This is a genomic window from Rhodobacter capsulatus SB 1003 (assembly GCF_000021865.1).
GTDB lineage: Bacteria > Pseudomonadota > Alphaproteobacteria > Rhodobacterales > Rhodobacteraceae > Rhodobacter > Rhodobacter capsulatus_B.
Genome location: NC_014034.1, coordinates 2,483,663 through 2,504,827, shown reverse-complemented (window position 1 = coordinate 2,504,827; position 21,165 = coordinate 2,483,663). Strand labels below are relative to the sequence as shown.

Below are 21,165 nucleotides of genomic sequence, written 5' to 3'. Positions count from 1 at the left end.
GTCAGGTCATCGCTTTCAGACGGCGCAGGCCCTCGCGGTCAAAGGCCGGGTCGAAGCCCAGCTCTTCGATCTCGCGCAGCCGCGCGGGGGTGTAGGCGTCGGGGCCGGGACCGGCGGGACCGCTGGGACCGGCGTTGCCCTCGTCCCCGTTCAACGCGATCAGATGCGCGAGCTTGCCGTCGAGCGCCTGCGCAATCTCGGTCGGTGTCGCGGCCCAGGTCTCGGCCGGGCTCCAGCCAAGCCACCCCGTGCCGAAGCGGTAAAGCTCTGAATAGGCATCCGCCCAGGGCTTCGGTGCGGCCGGGGTGGCGGTCTCTGCCGTCTCGGCCGTCTCGGTCATCGGGGCAAGGAAGAGGGTCAGAAGCGCGCCGAGCGGCGCGGTGACGGCCTCTTTCACCGCCGAGATGGGGGCGGCAGCGAAAGAGGCCAGAAGGGCCTCGGCGGCGTTGCGTTCAACCGCCGAAGCCCGGATGATCGCCTGAACGGTCTGCAAGCGGAACTGCCCGAGCCCAAGGAGAAGACCCGGCCAGCCATCGTGCAGGCGTTCAAGCGTCATCGCCGCGCGCAGCGAGGGGCGCAGCACCACGGCCCAACCCCCGTGATGCAAAGTCACCTCTTCGTTGCGCGCAAGCGGGGTCATGGCTCAGGCGGCAAGCTTGAGCTTCACCAGCGCCTCGCCCGGCGTCACGCGACCACCGACACGGCGGCGGGCGTGCAGCTTGACGATGCCATTCGTCGCGCCGGTGTAATCGTCGCGCATGACGCTGAAGCCGGTATGGTCGGCGATCGTGTAACCCGAGGCGAAGTCCCCGAAGACGATCGGCGTCTTGCCGGTGGTCGCGTCGTCCATGTCGGGCGCCTCATAGACCGGGCGGCCGAGCAACAGCGACGGTTGGCCCGCCGCAAGGCCGCTTTGCCACAGAAGTTGCCCGTCGAGGTCGGCCAGCTTGCGGATGCTCGCCATCGTCTTGCGGTTCATCATCCACGCGCCATTCTGCGCATAGGGCGTCTTCACCGCATAGAAGAGGTCCAGCAGCGTGTCGGCCGTCAGGGTCGGCGCGTCGAGTTCCTGCACCTCGGTCGCGGTCAGCACGCCCTCGGCCGCGGTGGTGCCGTTGCCCTTGACGAACCATTGCGCTTCGAGCTGGCCGAAGCGGCGGGCGATATGGGCGCTCAGATAGCCATTCAGATCGACCTGCGCATCTTCGAGCAGAACCCGCGTCACCGGCACGATCACCGCCATCTCATGCGGCTTGAGGTCGATCTGTTCGAAGGTCGGCTCGGATTCCGGGCGCGCGGCGGTCTCGGTCACATGGGCGGGCTGCACCTCGTTGACCAGCCGGGGCAGTTGCAGCAGCGGCCCGCTCATGGAAATGACCGAGGCAAGCCCGCGCACGGGCGATTGTTCGGCGATCTTTTCGATGATCGCGGTCGAGACGGTTTCGGGGGCGAGGATGCCGCCGGTCGAGGGGGCGCCATAGGCGAGGCTCTTCGTCTCGGACTTGTCGCCGGTGCGCAGGTAATGCACGAAGCCCTTCACCTCGTCGGCGGCCATGATCGGGCTTTGCACGCCGGTCACGGCCAGGCTCGGCCGGTTCGTCTTCGCTTCAAGCTTGTCGAGGCGGGCCTTGATCTCGTCAAAGGCTTTGGTGTCGATCTGCGGCGCTTGGGCCGCGATGTCTTCTTGTTCCATCTGTGTGAACTCCGAATTGCAATGCGTTGATTTGAAAGAGGTGATCTGCGCGCCCGGATGCGCCGGGACGGCAACAATACTGATTTCGTGCAGCTCAAGCGCGGTGATCCGGCGGCCCCGGCCTTCGCGCTTGGCATCCTTGGTGACAAAGCCGATCGACAGGCCCGAGACGGCCCCCGCCTTGACCATCGCGCGCACCTCGCGGGCGCGTTCCACGTCGTCGATCAGAAGGCGCCCCTTCACCGTCAGACCGGCCTCGGTCTCGGCGATCCGGTCCCAGACGCCAATCACCTGCGCCTGATCATGGGCAAAGAGCATCGGCAGCGCGGCGGGGGCGGTGAAGGCGCCTTTCACGATCACGTCGCCCACGCGGTCGGCAGAGCCGAACGGCCAGGCAATCCCGGTGATCTCGCCCGCCTCGGTCACGGCGAGCTGCGCCTTGATTTCGAGCCGGTCGGTCATGGCTTGACCTCAACACCGCTCCAGCGCGCATCCAGGATCGCGAAGGCGAGCGGGAAGACCTCGGCCAGCGGGCGGTTCTCGGCATAGGCGGCGCAAAGGTGCTTCGCCTCTTCGGGGGTCATCCCTGCGCCGATCAGGCCAAGGCGGATCACCTGCGCGAGAACCTGCACCGGGAAGGCCATGTTGACGAGCTGGGCATAGAGCGCGCCGGTGCCAAGGCCGGTCAGGCGCTCCAGCTCGGTCAGCATCGGGTCGGTCAGGGTGAAGGCGCGCTCGGCATCGCCAAAGAAAGCGCGCAGGGTGATGCGGTCAGTCATGCGGGGCATCCTCGGGGGCAGGATCAGCCACCGGATCAACCGCAGGGGCGGCGCCGGTGGTGGTGTAGGGGTTTTGCAGCGTGTCGCCATCGGCGCGCGGCGGCAGGTTCAGACCGGCGCGCACCTCGTTGGCGGTCATCGCGCCCATGCTGCGATACTGCCCATAGGCGGCGGCACGGGCGGCGGTGTCGGTGGTGGTCAGGTCGTCCGTGACGAACTCGACATAAAGGCGGCGGCGTTCCTCGGGCGAAAGCAGGCAGCGCGCATAGGCCCAGGACCAGGACGCCAGCCACGGCTTCAGCGTCACTTGCAGGAATTGCCGGGCCATCTCTTCGGTATTGCTCCAGGTGCCCCGCGTCAGCTCGAAGAGCATCGTCGGTGGCACGCGGAAGGCGCGGGCAATCTCGCGGATCTGTTCCAGACGGTTCTCGGCGAATTGCGTGTCGGCGAGCGTCATCGTCACCGCTTCATAGCTCATGCCCTCGTCCAGAATCGCGGTGCCGCCCGAACGGCCCGCGCCATGCGCCGCCGTCCAGCTTGTCGCCAGCTTCGCCTTGGCTTCGTCGCCGAGGGTCTTTTCGGTCTTCAGGATGCCGCCGGGCTTGCCGCCGTTCGCAAAGAGCTTGGCGATATGTTCTTCAAAGGCGAGGGCAAGACCGATGGCTTCGCGGCCAAGCGTGATCGGCGAGGCACCTCCGAAGGCGCTCACATGCAGAATGTCGGTGAAGGGGTAGCGGTGGCGGCCATCGGCGAGCTGCACCAGATAGGCCGGTTCGCCGAAGTCGTCGGTTTCGACCTGAACCATGTGCGGTTCGAGCCGATGCAGCTCGACAGGGGCGCCGGTGGCATTGCGCACGACAAGGGCGAAGCCGTGGCCGCGCAAGAGCGCATCGGTGGTAAGCTGCACCCGCAGCGCCTCGGCCGAGGTCCAGGGGTTCGCCTCGTCATGGATCAGCGAAAAGGCCGCGTGATCGGTGACGCTCGCCCGCCCGTCTTTCTCGAAGAGCTTCGCGGGCAGCGAGCCCACCGTCTCGGCGATCAGCGCCACCGCACAGGCGACGGCAGGCACACGCAGGGCGCTTTCGGTGGTGACGGTCTTGCCGGTCAGGGTCGGGGCAAGCCCAAACAGCGGAAGGGCGGCAGGCGTCGAAACGCCCACCGCCTTTTTCTGAAATGCAGAAAGGAACTTTTGAAACATCGCAACTGAAAACAGGGGCACTCGTATGGGTATAATAATACCACATGCCCGAATCCAGCCGCAAGGGAAATGTTATATTATTGCGGAATGAGGTGGTCCAAACTCAGGCCGGGGTAGGCAATGGAGTTCACCAGTTCCACGCGCTGTTGCAGCATCCCTTGTGGCATCTGACCATAACGCCCGGTCATCGAAGCCTCGGTGTGCCCAAGGATGAAACCGAACTGACTGTCCAGATACCCGGCCCGGCGCAGCGCATCGGTCGCGCCATGACGGAAAGAATAGAGAGACAGGCCGCGCCCGTTCTTGAGGCCGATCCGCGTCAGATACTTGCCGAACTCGCGCGAGAATTCGGCCATCATCTGCCCCCGTTCGTTGCGCTTGGCGCCGGGGAAAAGTTGCTTGTCGCCCGCCTTCACCCGTTCCGCGTGGTATTGCAGGAAGCCGAGGCGGATCAGCTCGGGGTGAATGGGCAGCACCCGCATGGAACCTTCGGTCTTGACCGACTTGCCTTGCTCGGTCTGTTCGCCCTCGGTGGTAATGTGGAAAATCCAGTGGCCGTGCAGCTCGCGCACGTCACTTGTCGCAAGCTGGCCGATCTCGCCATTCCTTGCGCCGCTGAACAGCATGATCAGGGGCACCCAATAGCGGTGGTCGCGGATCAGCACCTTGCCGGGCCGGGAGATATAGCGCCATTCGCCTTCCTTGTCGCTTTGCGCCCCGGTGAAGAGCGGCGACTTGAACAGCGTGTTCAACTGATCGGACGTGAAGGTGAAGGTCTTTGAGTTCTTCTCTTTCTTAAGGGCCATGCGCGACACGGGGTTCTGTGCCAGATAGCCATTCTCGACAAGCCAATTGCAGAAGGCACCAAGGCTCGACAGGTAACGGTTCACGGTGCGGTCGGACAACTTGGGCCGCCCGAGCTTTTCGTTCGCCTTCACGATCTGCCGAATTGTCATGCCCTTGAAGTCCTTCACCTCGGTTGCCCGGATCGGATACTTCACCAGAAGGGCCTTCCAATCGCGAACGGCCATCTTGTCGATCGCATGAACCGGAAAGCCCGCCCCCACGACTTCGACAAAGATGCCGATGTCGCGCCTGATCTGATTGAGCCGGTCGGGCGTCACCCTGTTCGGGTTTTCGCTCGCAAACGTCTCGAAGACTTCCATGATCGTCTCGCCGGGCTTGGCGAACTCACGGCGCCCGCCGGTGGGCGGCTTCACGATCGGGTCGGACGGGTGGCCGGTGTAATCGCCCCGGTCACGCTCAAGGGTGCGTTGAAGCGCTTCGATCTCTGCCCGCATCATGTGCCGGGCGAGGCTGATCCAATCCGGCGTTCCGGGTTCGACCAAAAGGCGATTGTTGTGCAGGTAGGCGTTCACCTCATGCGCGATAAGAGCGGTGTTGCCTTCAATGAGGTGCTTCCGCATGTCTTTCAGCTTCGCCTCGCGCGCATGGGCCGAGACTTCACCGGCGCGCTGCATCACTTGAAGATCAAGGGTCGCGTCCAGAATTGTCAGCGGCTCGGCGTCCTTGATCTCGCCGCGCTGCGCCTTTTCGACAAGCTTCGTCTTCTCTGCCTCGATCTGCGCGGGCGAGGGCAGGGCGGCCCGGTCGGCTTCGTCGCGGGCCAAGGTGGTGGTGTAATGGTCCCAAACGGCATGGTCACGGTCGGCAGGCACCAGGGCCTTGCGGGTCCGAAGGTCGTCGAACTCGCGTTGCCAGTTGGACAGCACCGGATAGAGCCGCCGCTTCGCCTCGGCCTCGTCATTCGTGCCAAGTGCTTTCACCAGCTCACGCTTTCCGAGGGTTTCGACCAGATCTAGGGGGACGCGGATTCGCGCTGAATAGGCAGAACCGCGCCGGATGAGGTGGCTAATGCGCGCCATGAAATGCACCAAGTGGAAGGGTTGTGTGTTACATCCATGTGTTACAGATTGAGGCCGAAAAGTCAATGTTTTGCATATTGTTAGGGGAAAATAAGGGCTTGGCGAAAACATTATTATGTTCTCGCCGCCCCGACCATCCTTCACATCGAGAAGGAAATCCCGCAGCCGCAGCTGGCCGTCGCATTCGGGTTTTGCACCACGAACCGCGCCCCGATCAGCTCTTGCGTGTAGTCGATCACCGCATCTTGCAGGAAGGGCAGGCTGACCGGGTCGATCAGCACGCGCTGACCTTCCGCCTCGATCACCAGATCATCGGGGGCGGCCTCGGCCTCCAGCTTCAGGTCATATTGGAACCCCGAACAGCCGCCGCCCTCGACCGCAACGCGCAGCGCCTTGGGCGTCGCTTCCTGCGCATTCAGTTTCGCCAGGCGCGCAAAGGCGCGGGGGGTGACTTTCGGCGGCAAAAGCATCGGGTTGGACCTGTTCTGTTGTTCCCTTTAGAGTATAGGAGGGGGCATGCCCTGCGACAAGGTGAGGTGAGAAATGCTGCAACCCTATGCCTGCAATCCCGAGGCCAGCCGGGGGCGGCGTTTCGCCGAAAGCTATTCCACCTTCCGCACGCCGTTTCAGCGCGACCGCGACCGGATCATCCATTCCTCGGCGTTCCGGCGGCTCAAGCACAAGACCCAGGTCTTTGTCGAACACGAGGGCGATTATTACCGCACCCGGCTGACCCATACGATCGAGGTGGCGCAGGTGGCACGCACGATCGCGGGCGCCTTGGGGCTGAACACCGATCTGGCCGAGGCGGTGGCCTTGGCGCATGATCTGGGCCATCCGCCCTTCGGTCATACCGGCGAGGATGCGCTGGCGCTGCTGATGGAGCCCTATGGCGGTTTTGATCACAACGCCCAGGCGCTGCGGATCGTGACGCGGCTCGAACGCCATTACGCCGATTTCGACGGGCTGAACCTGACCTGGGAGACGCTGGAGGGCATCGCCAAGCACAACGGCCCGGTGGCGCAGCCGTGGAATTACGCCCTGGCCGAGGTGAATGCGCAATGGGATCTGGAACTGGGCACCAACGCCAGCGCCGAGGCGCAGGTGGCGGCCGTCGCCGATGACTGCGCCTACAACCACCACGATCTGCACGACGGCCTTCGCGCCGGGCTGTTCACCGAATCCGACCTGTGCGAATTGCCGGTGCTGGGCGAGTGCTTTGCCACGGTGGACAAGCTTTACCCCGGCCTTGACCCGATGCGGCGCCGCCACGAGGCCTTGCGGCGGGTCTTTGGCGTGATGGTCGAAGACGTGATCGCCGTGGCGAAGAACCGGCTTGAGTCCCTGCGGCCACGCCATGTCGACGAGATCCGCGCGATGCAGGGGCCGATCATCCGGTTTTCCAAACCGCTTTACCAGAACATCAAGGCGATCAAGGGGTTCCTGTTCACCCGCATGTATCGCGCCCCCTCGGTGGTGGTGGAACGGCAGCGGGTGACGGGGATCGTGAATGCGCTTTTCCCGCTGTTTCTGGAACGTCCCGAGCTTTTGCCCGAGGATTGGCAGGCCGATGTCGCCCGCGCGCGGGCGAAGGGGAATTCGGAACTGGCGCGGACGGTGCTGGATTACGTCGCGGGCATGACCGACCGCTTCGCGATCCAGGAGCATCAGCGGCTCTTCGGCGCGGACTGAGCGCGCAGTCGCGTATTTGCGCCAAGAAGAAACGCAGGAGTTTCCTTGGGTGAAATGCGCGCCGTCATCGGCGCGGCGAAATGCGCCGTCCCCCGGGGCAAGGGGACGGCGCACCGGTCTCAGCCAGCTTCGGCGTCACATTCGCCTTCGTGACCGAAGGCATCCTTGTTCGCCTTTTTCTGGATCTTGATGTCGCCGGGGCTCGCGCCCTCCTCGGTCATCCGGGTGATGATCTTGTCGGCGGCCTTCTGACGTTTCTTGTCCATCACATCGTCGTCGGACATGGCATCCTCCAAAGTGTTCAGACAGGCGACCTCTGTCGCATCCTCAGCCTAACACAACTTTAACGCGCATGCCATGCCTTCCGGCGGGGGCCCTTATTGCATCATTTCCTTCGTCGCCGACAGCTTCACGCCCTCATAATCCCGCACGACGCGGTCGATGTCCCATTGCAGCCGGGTCAGGAAGACGATGTCGCCGTCGTGGTCGGTCGCAATGTGCTGCTTGTTCACGTTCACCAGCTTCTCGACCAGATCCTTCGGCCCCTGCACCCAGCGGGCGCTGCTGAATTGCGAGCTCTCAAACCGCACCGGAATGCCGTATTCGACCTCGATCCGGCTGGCCAGCACGTCGAATTGCAGCGCGCCGACGACGCCGACGATGAAGCCCGAGCCGATCATCGGCTTGAAGACCTTGGCGGCCCCTTCCTCGGCGAATTGCATCAGCGCCTTTTCCAGATGCTTGCCCTTCATCGGATCGGTCGAGCGCACGGCCTGCAGCAGTTCCGGCGCAAAGGACGGAATGCCGGTGAAGCGCAGCTTTTCGCCCTCGGTCAGCGCATCGCCGATGCGCAGCTGGCCGTGGTTCGGAATGCCGATGATGTCGCCCGCCCAGGCCTCCTCGGCCAGTTCGCGGTCGGCGGCCAGAAACAGCACCGGGTTCGACACCGCCATCGGCTTGCCCGAACGCACATGCAAAAGCTTCATGCCGCGCTCGAAATGCCCCGAGGCCAGACGCACGAAAGCCACGCGGTCGCGGTGCTTGGGGTCCATGTTCGCCTGCACCTTGAAGACGAAGCCGGTGACCGGGGTCTCGTCCGAGGCAATCTGCCGCTCGGCCGCCTTTTGCGGCTGCGGCTCGGGGCCGTATTCGCCCATGCCGTCCATCAACTCCTTGACGCCAAAGGAATTGATCGCAGAGCCGAACCAAATGGGCGTCATGTGGCCTTCCAGGAAGCTTTGCCGGTCGAAGGCGGGCAGCAACTCGCGCGCCATCGCCACTTCCTCGCGCAGCTTCGCCAGCAGATCGGGGGGGACGTGATCGGCGAGCTTCGGATCCTGAAGCCCGTCGATCTTGATGCTTTCGGCCACCCGGTTGCGGTCGGCGCGGTCCATCAGTTCCAGCCGGTCGTGCAAGATGTCGTAGCAGCCGACGAAGTCGCGCCCCATCCCGATCGGCCAGGAAGCCGGGGCGACGTCGATCGCCAGATTTTCCTGAATCTCGTCGATGATCTCGAACGTATCCCGGCTTTCGCGGTCCATCTTGTTGCAAAAGGTCAGGATCGGCAGATCGCGCAGCCGGCAGACCTCGAACAGTTTCCGCGTCTGGCTTTCCACCCCCTTCGCCCCGTCGATCACCATGATCGCGGCGTCAACCGCGGTCAGCGTGCGATAGGTGTCCTCGGAAAAGTCCGAGTGGCCGGGGGTGTCGACCAGATTGAAGCGGTAATGCCGGAAGTCAAAGCTCATCGCCGAGGCGGAAACCGAGATGCCCCGCTCCTGTTCCAGCTTCATGAAGTCCGACCGCGTGCGCCGCGCCTCGCCCTTGGCCCGGACCTGACCGGCCATCTGGATCGCGCCGCCAAACAGCAGGAATTTTTCCGTGAGCGTGGTTTTCCCGGCGTCGGGGTGCGAGATGATCGCAAAGGTCCGGCGGCGGGCGATTTCGGGCGGGAGGGGGGCACGGTTGCTCATGCGCGGCCTTTACCGCAAGGCGGGATGGCGGGCAAGAAGGACGGATTTTTCGCGCCCGACCTGCGGCAAATTGATCCGGATCATGGCGCGCTGCGTAGAATCGTTCCAAGCTTCCACCCTCGTCGGGCGGGTTTCGTGGGGGAGCCTGTCTTCGGCGGAGGGGTCGTTTACGCGCCCGGCCCCGATCGGGACAGGAGGCTGCCATGGCAAGGGTCGATCCCGCTGCCGGGTCCTTGAATGTGCGCGAAACGGTTCTGTGCCCCTATTGCGGGGTGCCGCTGTTCAGCGCCAGGGATCGTGAAAGACATCTGGACTTGAAACTGTGCCGTTCCGAGGGCGAGGGGGCTTGGGATTGCGCCGATTGCACCGATCCGCATGCGCGCCCGGAAGACCGCTGCGGCCGCGCGGCGGGGTAGCTCAGTCCTTCTTGCGAAACAGCGCCTCGCGGCCGACGCGGTCAAGCATCTCGCGCCCGGCCTCGGTGCCGAAATGGGGGGTGTGGGTCAGATCGGGCAGACGGGCCTTGATCTCGGCCGACAGTTCCTCGGGCATCAGGTTCAGCGTCGCCTCGGACACCTGCAGGCTTTCGACCGGCACGCCCTCGGCATAGACGATCTCGTGGCGGTCGAAGACCAGCGCGAAATAATCGACATAGCCGCCCTCGCGGCGCCAGACATGTTCGCCATCGACCAGATGCTTGGCCTGCACAAGGATTTCCGCCGTGTCGCCCAGCCGCTTTTCGCCGCGCCGATAGAGGAACACGCGGTGATGCGGCGCCACGACCAGATCGCTTTCATTGCCGAGCGTTCCGGCCGAAATCACCACCGGCGCGAAAGAGCCGAGCGCGCGCAGCGTCGCGCGTGCCACCAGCCGCACCGGCTGCGGTCCGCTGTCGCGCGTCAGCACCCGGTCGCCCGGGGCCAGCGTCTCGATCGGGCGCTGCGCGCCGCCCGCCATGGTGATCAGCGTGCCGGTGGTGAAGGCGATGCAGACCAGATCCGAGAGCCGCACATCGCCCGGATCATCGGTGGCCTCAAGCAGCGTGTAATCGACCCGCGGCGCGATCGGCGACAGCGGCAGGGCGTAAAGGATCTGCGTTTCCTCGTGCCGGATCAACAGGATATCGACCGTATCGCCGTCGGGCGTGATGAAGACATGCCGCGCCATCAGGGCGATCCGGTCGCCCTCGGCGCCCAGCTCCGAGCCCGCGCAGATGCGCTGCCCGGTCTCGGGATCGGCGGCGATCAGCAGCCGCAACGGCCGCGCGGCGCGGTCCAGCTGATAGATGTCGCCCGGCTGGCACAGCGCGGCCAGATCAAGCCCGTCGCCCTGATTGGCGCCCGAGGTCACCCAGATCAGATCGGCCTCATAGACGTGGACGACCTGAGGCGGCAGGGAACGCGAGGCGGTCATGGCGGGTCCGGGGAACGAGGGGTTGGGCGAGGATCGCAGCATCTGTTGCAATTTCGGTTAATGCCCGCGCCCCCGCCCGTCAAGGCGCCGCCACGGACCGCCGGGGCAGGGGGCGCTTGCCCCCCTTCTGCTCGCCATTCACCCCCCGGGATATTTCGGGCAAGATGAAAGGCATCCGGTTTCATCTTGCTGCAAATATCCCGGGGGGAGTCCGCTTGCGGAACGGGGGCAGCGCCCCCCCTTACTCGGCCTGTCGTGCCGCGCGCCCGCCGCGGCGCTGGGCCAGACGCGGCGCGCGGGTGGGCAGCTCGGCCATCACCGCGCGGCGCTCTTCGGGGCTCATCCGCGACCAGCGGCCGATCTCGTCCAGCGTGCGCAGGCAGCCGATGCAAAGCCGCTCGGTCGGGTGGATCTGGCAGATCTTCACGCAGGGCGTGTCGATTTCCGCCCGTTTCCAGATCCCGTCGGTGTTTTCCGGCCTGTTCTCAGCCATGCGCGCGCCCCAGATGCGCAAGGCGGTCGAGCGCGCCTTGCAGAATGAACCCCGCCGCGACGTGATCGACCAGTTCGGCCCGGCGTTTGCGCGACAGATCGGCTTCCAGCATCGCGCGCTCGGCCGCCACCGTCGAGAGCCGCTCGTCCCAGAAGGTTATCGGCAAGGGCGTCAGCTTTTCAAGGTTGCGCGCGAAGGCCCGGGTCGATTGCGCCCGCGGCCCCTCGGAGCCGTCCATGTTCACCGGCAGCCCGAGGACGAACCCGGCGATTTGCCGCTCGGCCACGGTCTTCATCAGATCCGCCAGGTCGAGGGAGAATTTCTCGCGCCGGATCGTGCGCAGGGGCGTCGCGATGCCCCGCAGCGTGTCCGAGACCGCGACCCCGATCGTCTTCGTGCCCAGATCGAGCCCGGCCAGCGCCCCCACCCGCGGCAGCGCCGCGGCAAAGTCGTCCATCCCGGGGCAGATCATGGCGCGGCTCCGATCGTGCCAAGCGGCACCTGCGTGGCCGCTTCGATCTTTGCCAGATCCCCGGCGCGGCCGGTGAATTTCGTCCGCGCCTCGGTGGCGATCGCCGCGGCGCGGTCCGCCTCGCCCAGCACCCGCAGCGAGGAGATCAGCTTCGTCCAATCCTCGGCGCTGCCGCCCTCGTTCGCCAGCCGCGCGTTCAGGTTTTCGACCATGCCGCGGATCATCGCCAGACGGTCGGCGGGGGCCATGCCCTCGGCGGCCTGCATCTGCTCGGCCGAGGGGCCCGCGGGCACCGGCAGCGGCGGGGTGTAATCCTGCTCGCCCGCCAGCCAGGCCAGCGTCTCGATCCCTTGCGCGATCTCGGCCACCCAGGGCGCCTCGGGCGGCGAGGCCCGCAAGGACGCATCCCAGAGCCGGAAGGCCCGGTCGGGGCGGTCGTTCTGCCCCATCATCAGCCCGACATAGAACAGCGCCAGCCCGTCTTTCGGGTTCATGTCCAACGCCTTGGCAAAGGCCGCCTCGGCATCGGCCGTCACCAGCCCGCCCGCGGCAATGGTCATCAGCTCGCCCAGACGGGTGTAATCCGCCGCCTCGGCCCGGTCGCCCTTGAGCGCGATCAGCCGCCGCTGCGCCTCCCATCCGGCGCGGAAATTGCCCAAAGCCATCTCGTTTTCCGACAGCAGCGCCAGCCCCTGCGGATCATTCGGCCGCGCCGCCACCGCCTGACGCAGCCGCTCCATCAGCTCGAGGAATTTCGGATCGGGCTGCGGCACCGGGTTGCCCGCCGCCGCCGCCTGCGCCTCGGCGGCCTTGCGCTCGGCCGTGGCCGTCGCTTCCGCCGCGGCCTGATCCGGGCGGGCCTGATAAAGCGTCTCCGCCTCGGCCAGCCGCCCGGCCAGCGGCGCATCGGGCAGACCGGCCGCGCCGAGCCGGTCGTAGATCGCGAAAGCCCCCGCCAGCGCCGCCACCACCAGCGCCGCCGCCGCCACCGTGCCGCGCCGCGGCGCCTCGGCCGCCGCCGTGCCCGCCGCCTGCAGCGCCCGGTCCGCCTCCAGCAGCCGGCGCGAGATTTCCACCCGCGACCGCGCCGCCTCTTCCGGGCTCAGCACGCCGCGGGCAAGGTCTTTCTCCACCTCGGCCAGTTGCGCGCGATAGACCTGCAGATCCTGCGCCCCGGCGGGCAGGCCCTGTCCGCGCGGGCGCAGCAGCGTCAGGGCAAGGGCGAAGGCGATGGCGGCGACCAGCGTCGCGCAGATGATCCAGAACAGCATGGGGTCTCCTATCCTGCATCTCCCATAAGGCTTTTGGCGCCGTGCAGAAAGAGACAAGAGCGTGAAAGGCTGTCTCACGGCTCTGTGTTGCGCCTGTCGGGCACGATGTCGCTTTTTGCTGCCGATTGCCGCATGGGGGGGGCTTTCGGGGGTCCGGGCGGTTCATCTAAGGTGAAACAGCCAGACTCGGGGATGCAGCCTGTGCCACCCCCAACCCGAAGCGAGAGAGGGCCGATGAGACGCTATTCGATCTTCGCCGTGGCGCGCGAGGCGCTGCGCTACCACAGCGGTTGGGAAAAGGCCTGGGCCTCGCCCGAGCCGAAGAAACGCTACGACGTGATCGTGGTGGGGGCGGGCGGGCATGGCCTAGCCACGGCCTATTATCTGGGCAAGGTGCATGGCATCAAGAATGTGGCCATCATCGAAAAGGGGTGGCTGGGCGGCGGCAACACCGGGCGCAACACCACGATCATCCGCTCGAACTACCTGCAGGACCCCTCCGCCGCGATCTATGAAAAGGCGCGCTCGCTTTACGAGGGGCTGTCGCAGGACCTGAACTACAACGTCATGTTCAGCCCGCGCGGCCTTTTGATGCTGGCGCAAAGCGAACACGAGATGCGCGGCTACAAGCGCACGGTTTACGCCAACAATCTGCAAAATGTCGAAACCCGCTGGATCGAGCCGAAGGAAGTGAAAAAGCTCGTGCCGATCCTGAACATCGCCGGGCCGCGCTATCCGGTGCTGGGGGCGCTCTTGCAGGAAAAGGGTGGCACCGCGCGGCATGACGCCGTGGCCTGGGGCTATGCGCGGGCCTGTTCCGACATGGGCATGGATCTTTTGCAAAACACCGAGGTTACCGGCGTGCGCACCGAGGGCGGCCGCGTCGTCGGCGTCGACACTTCGCGCGGGTCGATCGATTGCGGCAAGCTCGCGATCGTCGTCGCCGGGCATTCGAGCGTGCTGGCGGGCATGGCGGGCTTCCGTCTGCCGATCGAATCGATGGCGCTGCAGGCCTGGGTGTCGGAACCGATCAAGCCCACCATCGACGTTGTCGTGATGGCGAACCTTGTGCACGGCTACATGTCGCAATCCGACAAGGGCGAACTTGTCATCGGCGGCGGCACCGACGGGTTCAACAACTATTCGCAGCGCGGCAGCTGGCACCATGTCGAGGAAACCACCCGCGCCCTGATCGAGACCTTCCCGGTGATCTCGCGGCTCAAGATGCTGCGGCAATGGGGCGGCATCGTCGACATGACCGGCGACCGCTCGCCCATTCTGTCGAAAACCCCGGTGGACGGCATCTTCGTCAACTGCGGCTGGGGCACCGGCGGCTTCAAGGCGATCCCGGGCTCGGGCTTTGCGATGGCGGAGCTGGTGGCCAAGGGCTATTCGCCGCTGGCCGCCGAATTCGGCCTGCACCGCTTCAAGGAAGGCCAGTTCATCGACGAATCCGTCGCCGCCGGGGTGGCGCATTGATGCCCTTCGCCCTTTCATCTTGCCCGAAATATCCCGCGGGGGTCCGGGGGCGCGAAGCCCCCGGCGCCTGCCCAGCCAAAGGCCTGCTGACATGCTGACACTGACCTGCCCCTGCTGCGGCGTCACCGTCGAGGAAACCGAACTGGCCCCCGGCGGCGAGGCGCATCTGAAGCGCTTCGGCCCGGGCTCCTCGGATGCCGAGTTTGAAACCTACATGTTCGCCCGCAAGAACCCCAAGGGCGTGCATTTTGAACGCTGGCGCCATGCCTATGGCTGCGGCAAGTGGTTCCTCGCCGCGCGCTGCACCGTCACCTGGGAGGTTTTCGGCACCTATCCGGCGCAGACCTCCGAACCGCCCGCCGAACTGATCGCCAAAATCAAAGAGAAACGTCCGGGCTGGGAGGGCTGGAAATGAGCCATCGTCTGTCTTCGGGCGGCCGTCTGATCGACCGCTCCAAACCGCTCGCCTTCAAGTTCAACCGCGCGAAAGCCCGGGGCTTTGCCGGTGATACCCTCGCCTCGGCGCTTCTGGGCTCGGGGCGCACGCTGCTGGGGCGCTCGTTCAAATATCACCGCCCGCGCGGCCTTGTCGCCTCGGGCGCCGAGGAGCCGAACGTGCTGGTCAACCTCGGCCGCGGCAACCGCCACGAGCCCGACCAGCGCGCCACCACCACGGAGCTCTTCGAGGGCGCCTGGGCCACCTCGCAAAACCACTGGCCGAGCCTTGGCTTCGACATCGGCGCGGTGAACGATTTCGCCTACAAGTTGATGCCCGCGGGCTTTTACTACAAGACCTTCATGCATTCGCTGGAGGCCTGGCACGGCATCTTCGAGCCGATCATCCGCCGCGCCGCGGGTCTGGGCAAGGCGCCGAAAAAGCCCGACCCGGATCGCTACGAACAGGCCTATGCCTATTGCGACGTGCTGGTCGCGGGCGGTGGCGTCGCCGGTCTGGCTGCCGCGCTGAAGGCCGCGAAAGCGGGCAAGCGGGTGATCCTGGCCGAACAGACCGCGCATTGGGGCGGCCGCGCCCCGGTCGATGGCGGTCTGATCGACGGCCAGACGCCTGAGGCCTGGATCAAGGACACCCTGCAAGCCCTTGAAGGCATGGAGAATGTCCGGCTGATGACCCGCACGATGGTCGCTGGCCTGCATGACCATGGCTATGCGATCCTTTACGAACGCGTCGCCGATCACACCCCGGGCGACGGCCGCCCGCGCCATCGGCTGTGGCGCACCCGCGCCGGGATCACCCAGGTCGCCACCGGCGCCATCGAACGGCCGCTGGCCTTTGCCGGCAACGACGTGCCCGGGGTCATGCTGGCCTCGGCGGTGCGCGATTACATCGTGAACTGGGCCGTCGCGCCGGGCAAGCGCATCCTTGTGGTGACGAACAACGACGACGCCTATCGCACCGCGCTTTCTGCGCTCGATGCGGGGCTCGAGGTGGCCGCCGTCGTCGATGCCCGCCCGGCGCCGATGGGGGCGCTGGTCGATGCGGTGCGGGACCGCGGCGTCAAGGTGCTGGAAGGCCGGGCCGTGGCCAAGGTCAAGGGGGCGAAATCGGTCAAGGCGGTCGAGATCGCCAGCCATGCGACCGAAGGCAGCGCGGTCGAGCGGATCGACTGCGATTGCGTCGCGATGTCGGGCGGCTGGTCGCCGGTCGTGCATCTTTATTCCCATGCGGGCGGCAAGGTGAAATGGGACGAGGCGGCGGTGATGTTCCGCCCCGATGCCACGAAACCGCCGACCGGTGATGCGGGGCAACCGATCGCCGCCGCGGTGGGCGCCGCCAATGGCCATCTGACGCTGGATGCGATCTGCGCGGAAGCCGGGATGGTGGGGCAGGTCGAGGCCGAAGCGCCGCTGATGCCGGTCTGGGTGATGCCTGCCAAGGCCTCGGAAGCGTTGAAATTCAAGGCTTTCCTTGACTATCAGAACGACGTGAAAGTGTCCGACGTGCAGCTGGCCGCGCGCGAGGGCTATGCCTCGGTCGAGCATACCAAGCGCTACACCACGCTCGGCATGGCCACCGATCAGGGGAAACTGAGCAACATCAACGGTCTGGCGATCCTGTCCGAGGCCTTGGGCCAGGAGATTCCGCAAACCGGCACGACGACCTTCCGCCCGCCCTACACGCCGATTTCCTTTGGCGCGATCGCGGGCGAGGCCCGGGGCGAGATCTTCCAGCCCCTGCGCAAGACGCCGATGCATGCCTGGCACGAAGCCAAGGGCGCGCATTGGGAGCCGGTGGGCCTGTGGCGGCGCCCCTATACCTATCCGAGGAAGGGCGAGAAGCACCGCGACTCGGTCAACCGCGAGATCGTCAACACCCGCACCAATGTCGGGCTCTTGGACGCCTCGACGCTGGGCAAGATCGTGGTCAAGGGGCCGGATGCGGGGCGGTTCCTCGACATGATGTATACCAACCTCATGTCGACCCTGCCGGTGGGCAAGTGCCGCTACGGGCTGATGTGTTCGGACAACGGCTTCCTGATTGATGACGGCGTGGTCGTGCGTCTGTCCGAGGATACCTGGCTCTGCCACACCACCTCGGGCGGGGCGGACCGGATCCATGGCCACATGGAAGACTGGCTGCAATGCGAATGGTGGGACTGGAAAGTCTATACCGCCAACCTGACCGAACAATATGCGCAGGTCGCGGTTGTCGGGCCGAAAGCGCGCAAGCTCTTGGAAAAGCTCGGCGGCATGGATGTCTCGAAAGAGGCGCTGCCCTTCATGACCTATCAGGAAGGCACTTTGGGCGGCTTCCCGGCGCGGGTGTTCCGGATCTCCTTCTCGGGCGAGCTTTCCTATGAAATCGCGGTCCCCGCGAATATGGGGCTCGCCTTCTGGGAGGCGCTGCACAAGGCGGGCGAGGAATTCGGCGTCATGCCTTACGGCACCGAAGCTTTGCATGTGATGCGGGCCGAAAAGGGCTTCATCATGATCGGCGACGAGACCGACGGCACGGTGATCCCGCAGGATCTGGGCCTTGGCTGGGCGATCAGCAAGAAAAAGGCGGATTATCTGGGCAAGCGCGCGCAGGAGCGCAAGCACATGACCGACCCGGACCGCTGGACGCTCGTCGGCCTTGAAACGCTTGACGGTTCGGTTCTGCCCGATGGCGTCTATGCCATCGACGAGGGCGTGAACGAGAACGGCCAGCGCAAGGTTCAGGGCCGCGTGACCTCCACCTATTATTCGCCGATGCTGAAGAAGGGCATCGCCATGGGGCTGGTCAGGCATGGCCCGGCGCGGATGGGCGAGGTGCTCGAATTCCCGGCCGATGGCGGCAAGGTCATTCAGGCGCGGATCGTCGATCCGGTGTTCTACGACAAGGCAGGGGAGAAAGCCGATGTCTGAAGCGGTGTCTGCACTCAAGGGCGAAAGCCATGCCGGGTTTGCGACCGTGACCGAGGCGGGGCTCTCGGGCATGGTGACGCTGCGCGCCGATCTGTCGGCGACGGCGACGCGGATCGCGCTGGCCGGGCAGGGGCTGAAACTGCCCGGCGCGCGCGAGATCGTCGCGGGCGAGAAGGGCCGGTTCACCGCCTGGATGAGCCCCGATGAACTGCTGGTGATGTGTTCCTATGAGGATGCGCCCGCCGTCGCGGCGGGGCTGGCGCATTCGCTGCACACCGAACATGCGCTGGTGACCAATGTCTCGGATGCCCGGGCGCGTTTCACCATTGCGGGGGCGAAGGCCGATCAGGTGCTGATGAAGCTCTGCCCGGTCGATTTCGCCAATCTGCAACCGGGCGAGATGCGCCGCACCCGCGCCGCGCAGGTCGCCGCCGCGATCTGGCGCTCGGGCCCCGAGGAGCTGAGCCTTGTCTGCTTCCGTTCGGTTGCGGCCTATGTGATGGGGCTGCTCGAGGTCTCGGCCCGCCCGGGGGGCGAGCTGTTCTGACCGGGCAGGGGGGCGCTGCCCCCCGTCCTGCGGACTCCCCCCGGGATATTTATGGCAAGATGAAACACGCCTCCTTCATCTTGCCATGAATATCCCGGGGGTGACTTGCCCGGCAGGCAAGAGAGGGGCAGCGCCCCTTTTCGCTTGCCTTGCGGCCGGGCTTGCCGCAGATCGAAGGCAAAGGAGATCCAGCATGGACTATTCGAAATCCGGGGGCGCGCGGCCCGACAAGAACAATCCGCGTCATTCCGAACACAATGCCAAGGGCTCGGCAAAGAACCCCTATGGCAAGGGCGCGGCGAAGGACGATCTGATCGCGCGGATGAAGGCCGCCGCCGAAGCGCGCAAGGCGGCGGCCGAAAAGCCCTGATGTGCGGATCGGGCAGGGGCTCTGTGCGGGAAATTCGCCCGTCAACCCTTGACCTTGGCGCGTTCAGTGCTTCAATTGGTCGCAACAGAACCCGAAAAAAGGATCGCTCAAATGGCTTTCGAACTTCCCGCCCTTCCCTATGCCCATGATGCCCTGGCCGCGCTTGGCATGTCGAAGGAGACGCTCGAATATCACCACGACCTGCACCACAAGGCCTATGTCGACAACGGCAACAAGCTGATCGCGGGCACCGAATGGGAAGGCAAGTCGGTCGAGGAGATCGTCAAGGGCACCTATTGCGCCGGGGCCGTGGCGCAATCGGGGATCTTCAACAACGCCTCGCAGCACTGGAACCACGCGCAGTTCTGGGAAATGATGGGGCCGGGCGAAGACAAGAAGATGCCGGGCGAGCTGGAAAAGGCGCTGGTCGAGGCTTTCGGCTCGGTCGCGAAGTTCAAGGAAGATTTCGCCGCCGCGGGGGCTGCGCAATTCGGGTCGGGCTGGGCCTGGCTGGTGAAGGACACCGATGGCGCGCTGAAGATCACCAAGACGGAAAACGGCGTGAACCCGCTCTGCTTCGGGCAGACCGCGCTTCTGGGCTGCGACGTCTGGGAGCACAGCTATTACATCGACTTCCGCAACAAGCGCCCGGTCTATCTGACGAACTTCCTCGACAAGCTGGTGAACTGGGAAAACGTCGCCTCGCGTCTGTGAGGCTGACGGAGCGATGAAAGAAACCGGCCCCCGCGGGGGCCGGTTTTGTTTTGCCAACGGTGTTCGGGCGGATCAGAAAAGGCATCGCCTTTTCCCGCCCGTCAGCGCGCGGGTGGGCACAAGACCGCCTTCGCAAGCGTGACAGAGGCCTGCGCCCAGCCCCGGCGGCGCGAATGCGCCCGCCATGGGCGGGGCGGGCGCAGGCCGAGGGCCTTTGGGCCCTCGGCGGTCATGGGGCTGATGTCGCGCGTGGCCTCGGCGATGGCCTCGGCCAATCAACCGGCTCAGAGCTTTTCGAACCGGCAGGTGAAATGCCGCATCAGCTTCGGTTCCTTGACAATCCGGTAGCCACGCAGAGCGTCCTTCGTCGCCGCCAGCTCCTCGAAAGCCTCGACGATGTAATCGGCATGGCTTTGCGTATAGGTCCGGCGCGGGAAGGCGAGCCGCACCAGATCCATCGCCGCCGGTTTCTCCGACCCGTCGGGCTGGCGGCCGAACATCGCCGTGCCGATCTCGCAGGACCGGACGCCCGCGAGTTCATACAAAGCCACCGCCAAGGCCTGCCCCGGATATTCCAGCGGCGGAATATGCGACAGCCACGCCCGCGCGTCGATGAAGACCGCATGCCCGCCCGCGGGCTTCACCACCGGAACCCCCATCGCATCCAGCCGCTCGACGATATATTGATGCGTGCGGATGCGGTAGCGCAGGTAATCCTCGTCGACGATCTCGACCAGACCCTGCGCCAGCGCGTCAAGGTCGCGGCCCGCCAGCCCGCCATAGGTCGGGAAGCCCTCGGTCCGGATCAGATGGCCCCGCGCTTCCTCGGCCAGATCGTCGTCGTTCAGCGCCAGCCAGCCGCCGATATTGCCAAAGGCGTCCTTCTTCGCCGACATCGTCATGCCATCCGCCACCGCAAAGCAATCGCGCACGATCTCGGGGATCGAACGCTCCGCCTGCCCCTCCTCGCGGGTCTTGATGAACCAGGCGTTTTCGGCAAAGCGGCAGCCGTCGATCACGAAAGGCTTGCCATGCCGATGCGCCAGATCGGCCACGGCGCGGATATTGGCAAGGCTGACGGGCTGCCCGCCGCCCGCATTGTTGGTGATGGTGATCATCACCAGCGGCACTTCGGCGTGATGCTCGGCCAGATAGGCCTCGAGCCGCGCCAGATCCATGTTGCCCTTGAATGGATGCAGGCTTTGCGGGTCCTTGCCCTCGGCAATCACCAGATCGTCACCCATGGCGCCCGAGGCCTCGATATTGCCGCGGGTGGTGTCGAAATGGGTGTTCGAGGGGATGCGACGGCCCTTGCCCCCGAAGATCGAGAACAGGATCGCTTCCGCCGCGCGGCCCTGATGCGTCGGGATGATGTGCTTGAAAGGCATCAGGTTTTGCACGGCGGCTTCAAAGCGGAAGAAGCTGGGCGAACCGGCATAGCTTTCGTCGCCCTGCATCACCGCCGCCCATTGCAAGGACGACATCGCGCCGGTGCCGCTGTCGGTCAGAAGGTCGATCAGGACGTCATCCGAGTGCAGGCCGAAAAGGTTGTATCCGGCTTCGCGCGCCAGCCGTTCGCGCTCGGGGCGCGAGGTGAGGCGGATCGGCTCGACCGATTTGATGCGGAAAGGTTCGATGATGGTTTTCATCGCGGGGCTCCTGTCGATGGCCCCATATACCCGTGGCAACCGTCGCACGATGGGGCCGCAGCGTCGCGGTTGCCCGGAGGCCCGGACCGCGCTCGACGCCCATGAGGGTTGCAGGGCCGAATTTCGCATCCCGCGTCGCTTCCGTCAAGTCAGGCGGTGGGATCGGGATT

General features: G+C 65.5%; 21 protein-coding genes. 8 read left to right on the top strand and 13 right to left on the bottom strand.

The genetic code is table 11. The annotated features are described in order from the left end of the window. Position 1: 1 nt before the first annotated feature. The 6 genes from RCAP_RS11510 to RCAP_RS11485 all read right to left on the bottom strand — a co-directional run bounded on the left by RCAP_RS11510 (position 2) and on the right by RCAP_RS11485 (position 6,026). Positions 2–640: a phage tail assembly chaperone gene (locus RCAP_RS11510; RefSeq protein WP_013068039.1), complete on the bottom strand. Its 639-nt coding sequence runs from the start codon at positions 638–640 to the stop codon at positions 2–4. Positions 641–643: 3 nt separating this feature from the next. Continuing rightward, the gene (locus RCAP_RS11505; protein ID WP_013068038.1) at positions 644–2,155 is read right to left on the bottom strand and encodes a phage major capsid protein; all 1,512 of its coding nucleotides are present in this window, start codon (positions 2,153–2,155) and stop codon (positions 644–646) included. Then, positions 2,152–2,472: a gene transfer agent family protein gene (locus tag RCAP_RS11500; protein WP_013068037.1), complete on the bottom strand. Its 321-nt coding sequence runs from the start codon at positions 2,470–2,472 to the stop codon at positions 2,152–2,154. Before RCAP_RS11500 ends, RCAP_RS11505 begins: the two co-directional genes overlap by 4 nt. Further along, the gene (locus RCAP_RS11495) at positions 2,465–3,670 is read right to left on the bottom strand and encodes a phage portal protein (protein WP_013068036.1); all 1,206 of its coding nucleotides are present in this window, start codon (positions 3,668–3,670) and stop codon (positions 2,465–2,467) included. Before RCAP_RS11495 ends, RCAP_RS11500 begins: the two co-directional genes overlap by 8 nt. 77 nt (positions 3,671–3,747) lie before the next feature. Then, positions 3,748–5,556 carry a site-specific integrase gene (locus RCAP_RS11490; protein ID WP_013068035.1) on the bottom strand — a complete coding sequence of 603 codons (1,809 nt, stop codon included), beginning with the start codon at positions 5,554–5,556 and terminating at the stop codon, positions 3,748–3,750. Between the two features lie 140 nt (positions 5,557–5,696). Next, the gene (locus RCAP_RS11485) at positions 5,697–6,026 is read right to left on the bottom strand and encodes a HesB/IscA family protein (RefSeq protein ID WP_013068034.1); all 330 of its coding nucleotides are present in this window, start codon (positions 6,024–6,026) and stop codon (positions 5,697–5,699) included. A gap of 73 nt (positions 6,027–6,099) precedes the next feature. Here RCAP_RS11485 and RCAP_RS11480 point away from each other — a divergent pair, with 73 nt between their 5' ends. Beyond that, entirely contained in the window at positions 6,100–7,248 is a 1,149-nt protein-coding gene (locus RCAP_RS11480) for a deoxyguanosinetriphosphate triphosphohydrolase (protein ID WP_013068033.1), read from the top strand. A gap of 119 nt (positions 7,249–7,367) precedes the next feature. Here RCAP_RS11480 and RCAP_RS19635 read toward each other — a convergent pair whose 3' ends face one another. Both RCAP_RS19635 and RCAP_RS11475 read right to left on the bottom strand, forming a co-directional pair. Next, positions 7,368–7,532 (bottom strand): hypothetical protein, encoded by a 165-nt coding sequence (locus tag RCAP_RS19635; protein WP_013068032.1) that lies wholly within the window; start codon positions 7,530–7,532, stop codon positions 7,368–7,370. A 93-nt stretch (positions 7,533–7,625) separates the two neighbouring features. Next, positions 7,626–9,221, bottom strand: a complete 1,596-nt coding sequence (locus RCAP_RS11475; protein ID WP_013068031.1) for a peptide chain release factor 3 — start codon at positions 9,219–9,221, stop codon at positions 7,626–7,628. A 203-nt stretch (positions 9,222–9,424) separates the two neighbouring features. Between RCAP_RS11475 and RCAP_RS11470 the strand changes: the two genes are divergently transcribed. Continuing rightward, positions 9,425–9,637: a hypothetical protein gene (locus tag RCAP_RS11470; RefSeq protein WP_013068030.1), complete on the top strand. Its 213-nt coding sequence runs from the start codon at positions 9,425–9,427 to the stop codon at positions 9,635–9,637. 1 nt (position 9,638) lies between these two features. Here the strand turns inward: RCAP_RS11470 and RCAP_RS11465 are convergent, their stop codons facing one another. The 4 genes from RCAP_RS11465 to ccmI form a co-directional block, all read right to left on the bottom strand. Next, on the bottom strand, positions 9,639–10,634 hold the full coding sequence (locus RCAP_RS11465) for a Hint domain-containing protein (protein ID WP_013068029.1): 996 nt from the start codon (positions 10,632–10,634) through the stop codon (positions 9,639–9,641). 241 nt (positions 10,635–10,875) lie between these two features. Further along, on the bottom strand, positions 10,876–11,127 hold the full coding sequence (locus RCAP_RS11460) for a DUF1289 domain-containing protein (RefSeq protein ID WP_013068028.1): 252 nt from the start codon (positions 11,125–11,127) through the stop codon (positions 10,876–10,878). After that, positions 11,120–11,599 (bottom strand): Holliday junction resolvase RuvX, encoded by a 480-nt coding sequence (gene ruvX, locus RCAP_RS11455; RefSeq protein WP_013068027.1) that lies wholly within the window; start codon positions 11,597–11,599, stop codon positions 11,120–11,122. The genes RCAP_RS11460 and ruvX overlap by 8 nt, the downstream gene beginning before the upstream one ends. Beyond that, positions 11,596–12,870, bottom strand: a complete 1,275-nt coding sequence (gene ccmI / locus RCAP_RS11450) for a c-type cytochrome biogenesis protein CcmI (protein ID WP_013068026.1) — start codon at positions 12,868–12,870, stop codon at positions 11,596–11,598. The genes ruvX and ccmI overlap by 4 nt, the downstream gene beginning before the upstream one ends. A 234-nt stretch (positions 12,871–13,104) precedes the next feature. On the opposite strand from ccmI, the gene RCAP_RS11445 reads away from it, so the two are divergent. The 6 genes from RCAP_RS11445 (at position 13,105) to RCAP_RS11420 (ending at position 19,346) form a co-directional block, all read left to right on the top strand. After that, positions 13,105–14,349, top strand: coding sequence for a sarcosine oxidase subunit beta family protein (locus RCAP_RS11445; RefSeq protein WP_013068025.1), 1,245 nt, complete (start codon positions 13,105–13,107; stop codon positions 14,347–14,349). Between the two features lie 91 nt (positions 14,350–14,440). Further along, the gene (locus tag RCAP_RS11440; RefSeq protein WP_013068024.1) at positions 14,441–14,764 is read left to right on the top strand and encodes a sarcosine oxidase subunit delta; all 324 of its coding nucleotides are present in this window, start codon (positions 14,441–14,443) and stop codon (positions 14,762–14,764) included. Next, positions 14,761–17,715: a sarcosine oxidase subunit alpha family protein gene (locus RCAP_RS11435; RefSeq protein WP_013068023.1), complete on the top strand. Its 2,955-nt coding sequence runs from the start codon at positions 14,761–14,763 to the stop codon at positions 17,713–17,715. The genes RCAP_RS11440 and RCAP_RS11435 overlap by 4 nt, the downstream gene beginning before the upstream one ends. Continuing rightward, positions 17,708–18,262, top strand: coding sequence for a sarcosine oxidase subunit gamma (locus RCAP_RS11430; protein WP_013068022.1), 555 nt, complete (start codon positions 17,708–17,710; stop codon positions 18,260–18,262). Before RCAP_RS11435 ends, RCAP_RS11430 begins: the two co-directional genes overlap by 8 nt. Positions 18,263–18,455: 193 nt before the next feature. After that, positions 18,456–18,632: a hypothetical protein gene (locus tag RCAP_RS19630; RefSeq protein WP_013068021.1), complete on the top strand. Its 177-nt coding sequence runs from the start codon at positions 18,456–18,458 to the stop codon at positions 18,630–18,632. A 111-nt stretch (positions 18,633–18,743) separates the two neighbouring features. Further along, positions 18,744–19,346 carry a superoxide dismutase gene (locus tag RCAP_RS11420; RefSeq protein ID WP_013068020.1) on the top strand — a complete coding sequence of 201 codons (603 nt, stop codon included), beginning with the start codon at positions 18,744–18,746 and terminating at the stop codon, positions 19,344–19,346. A 284-nt stretch (positions 19,347–19,630) separates the two neighbouring features. Here the strand turns inward: RCAP_RS11420 and RCAP_RS11415 are convergent, their stop codons facing one another. Beyond that, positions 19,631–20,995 (bottom strand): tryptophanase, encoded by a 1,365-nt coding sequence (locus tag RCAP_RS11415; RefSeq protein ID WP_013068018.1) that lies wholly within the window; start codon positions 20,993–20,995, stop codon positions 19,631–19,633. Positions 20,996–21,165 lie beyond the last annotated feature (170 nt).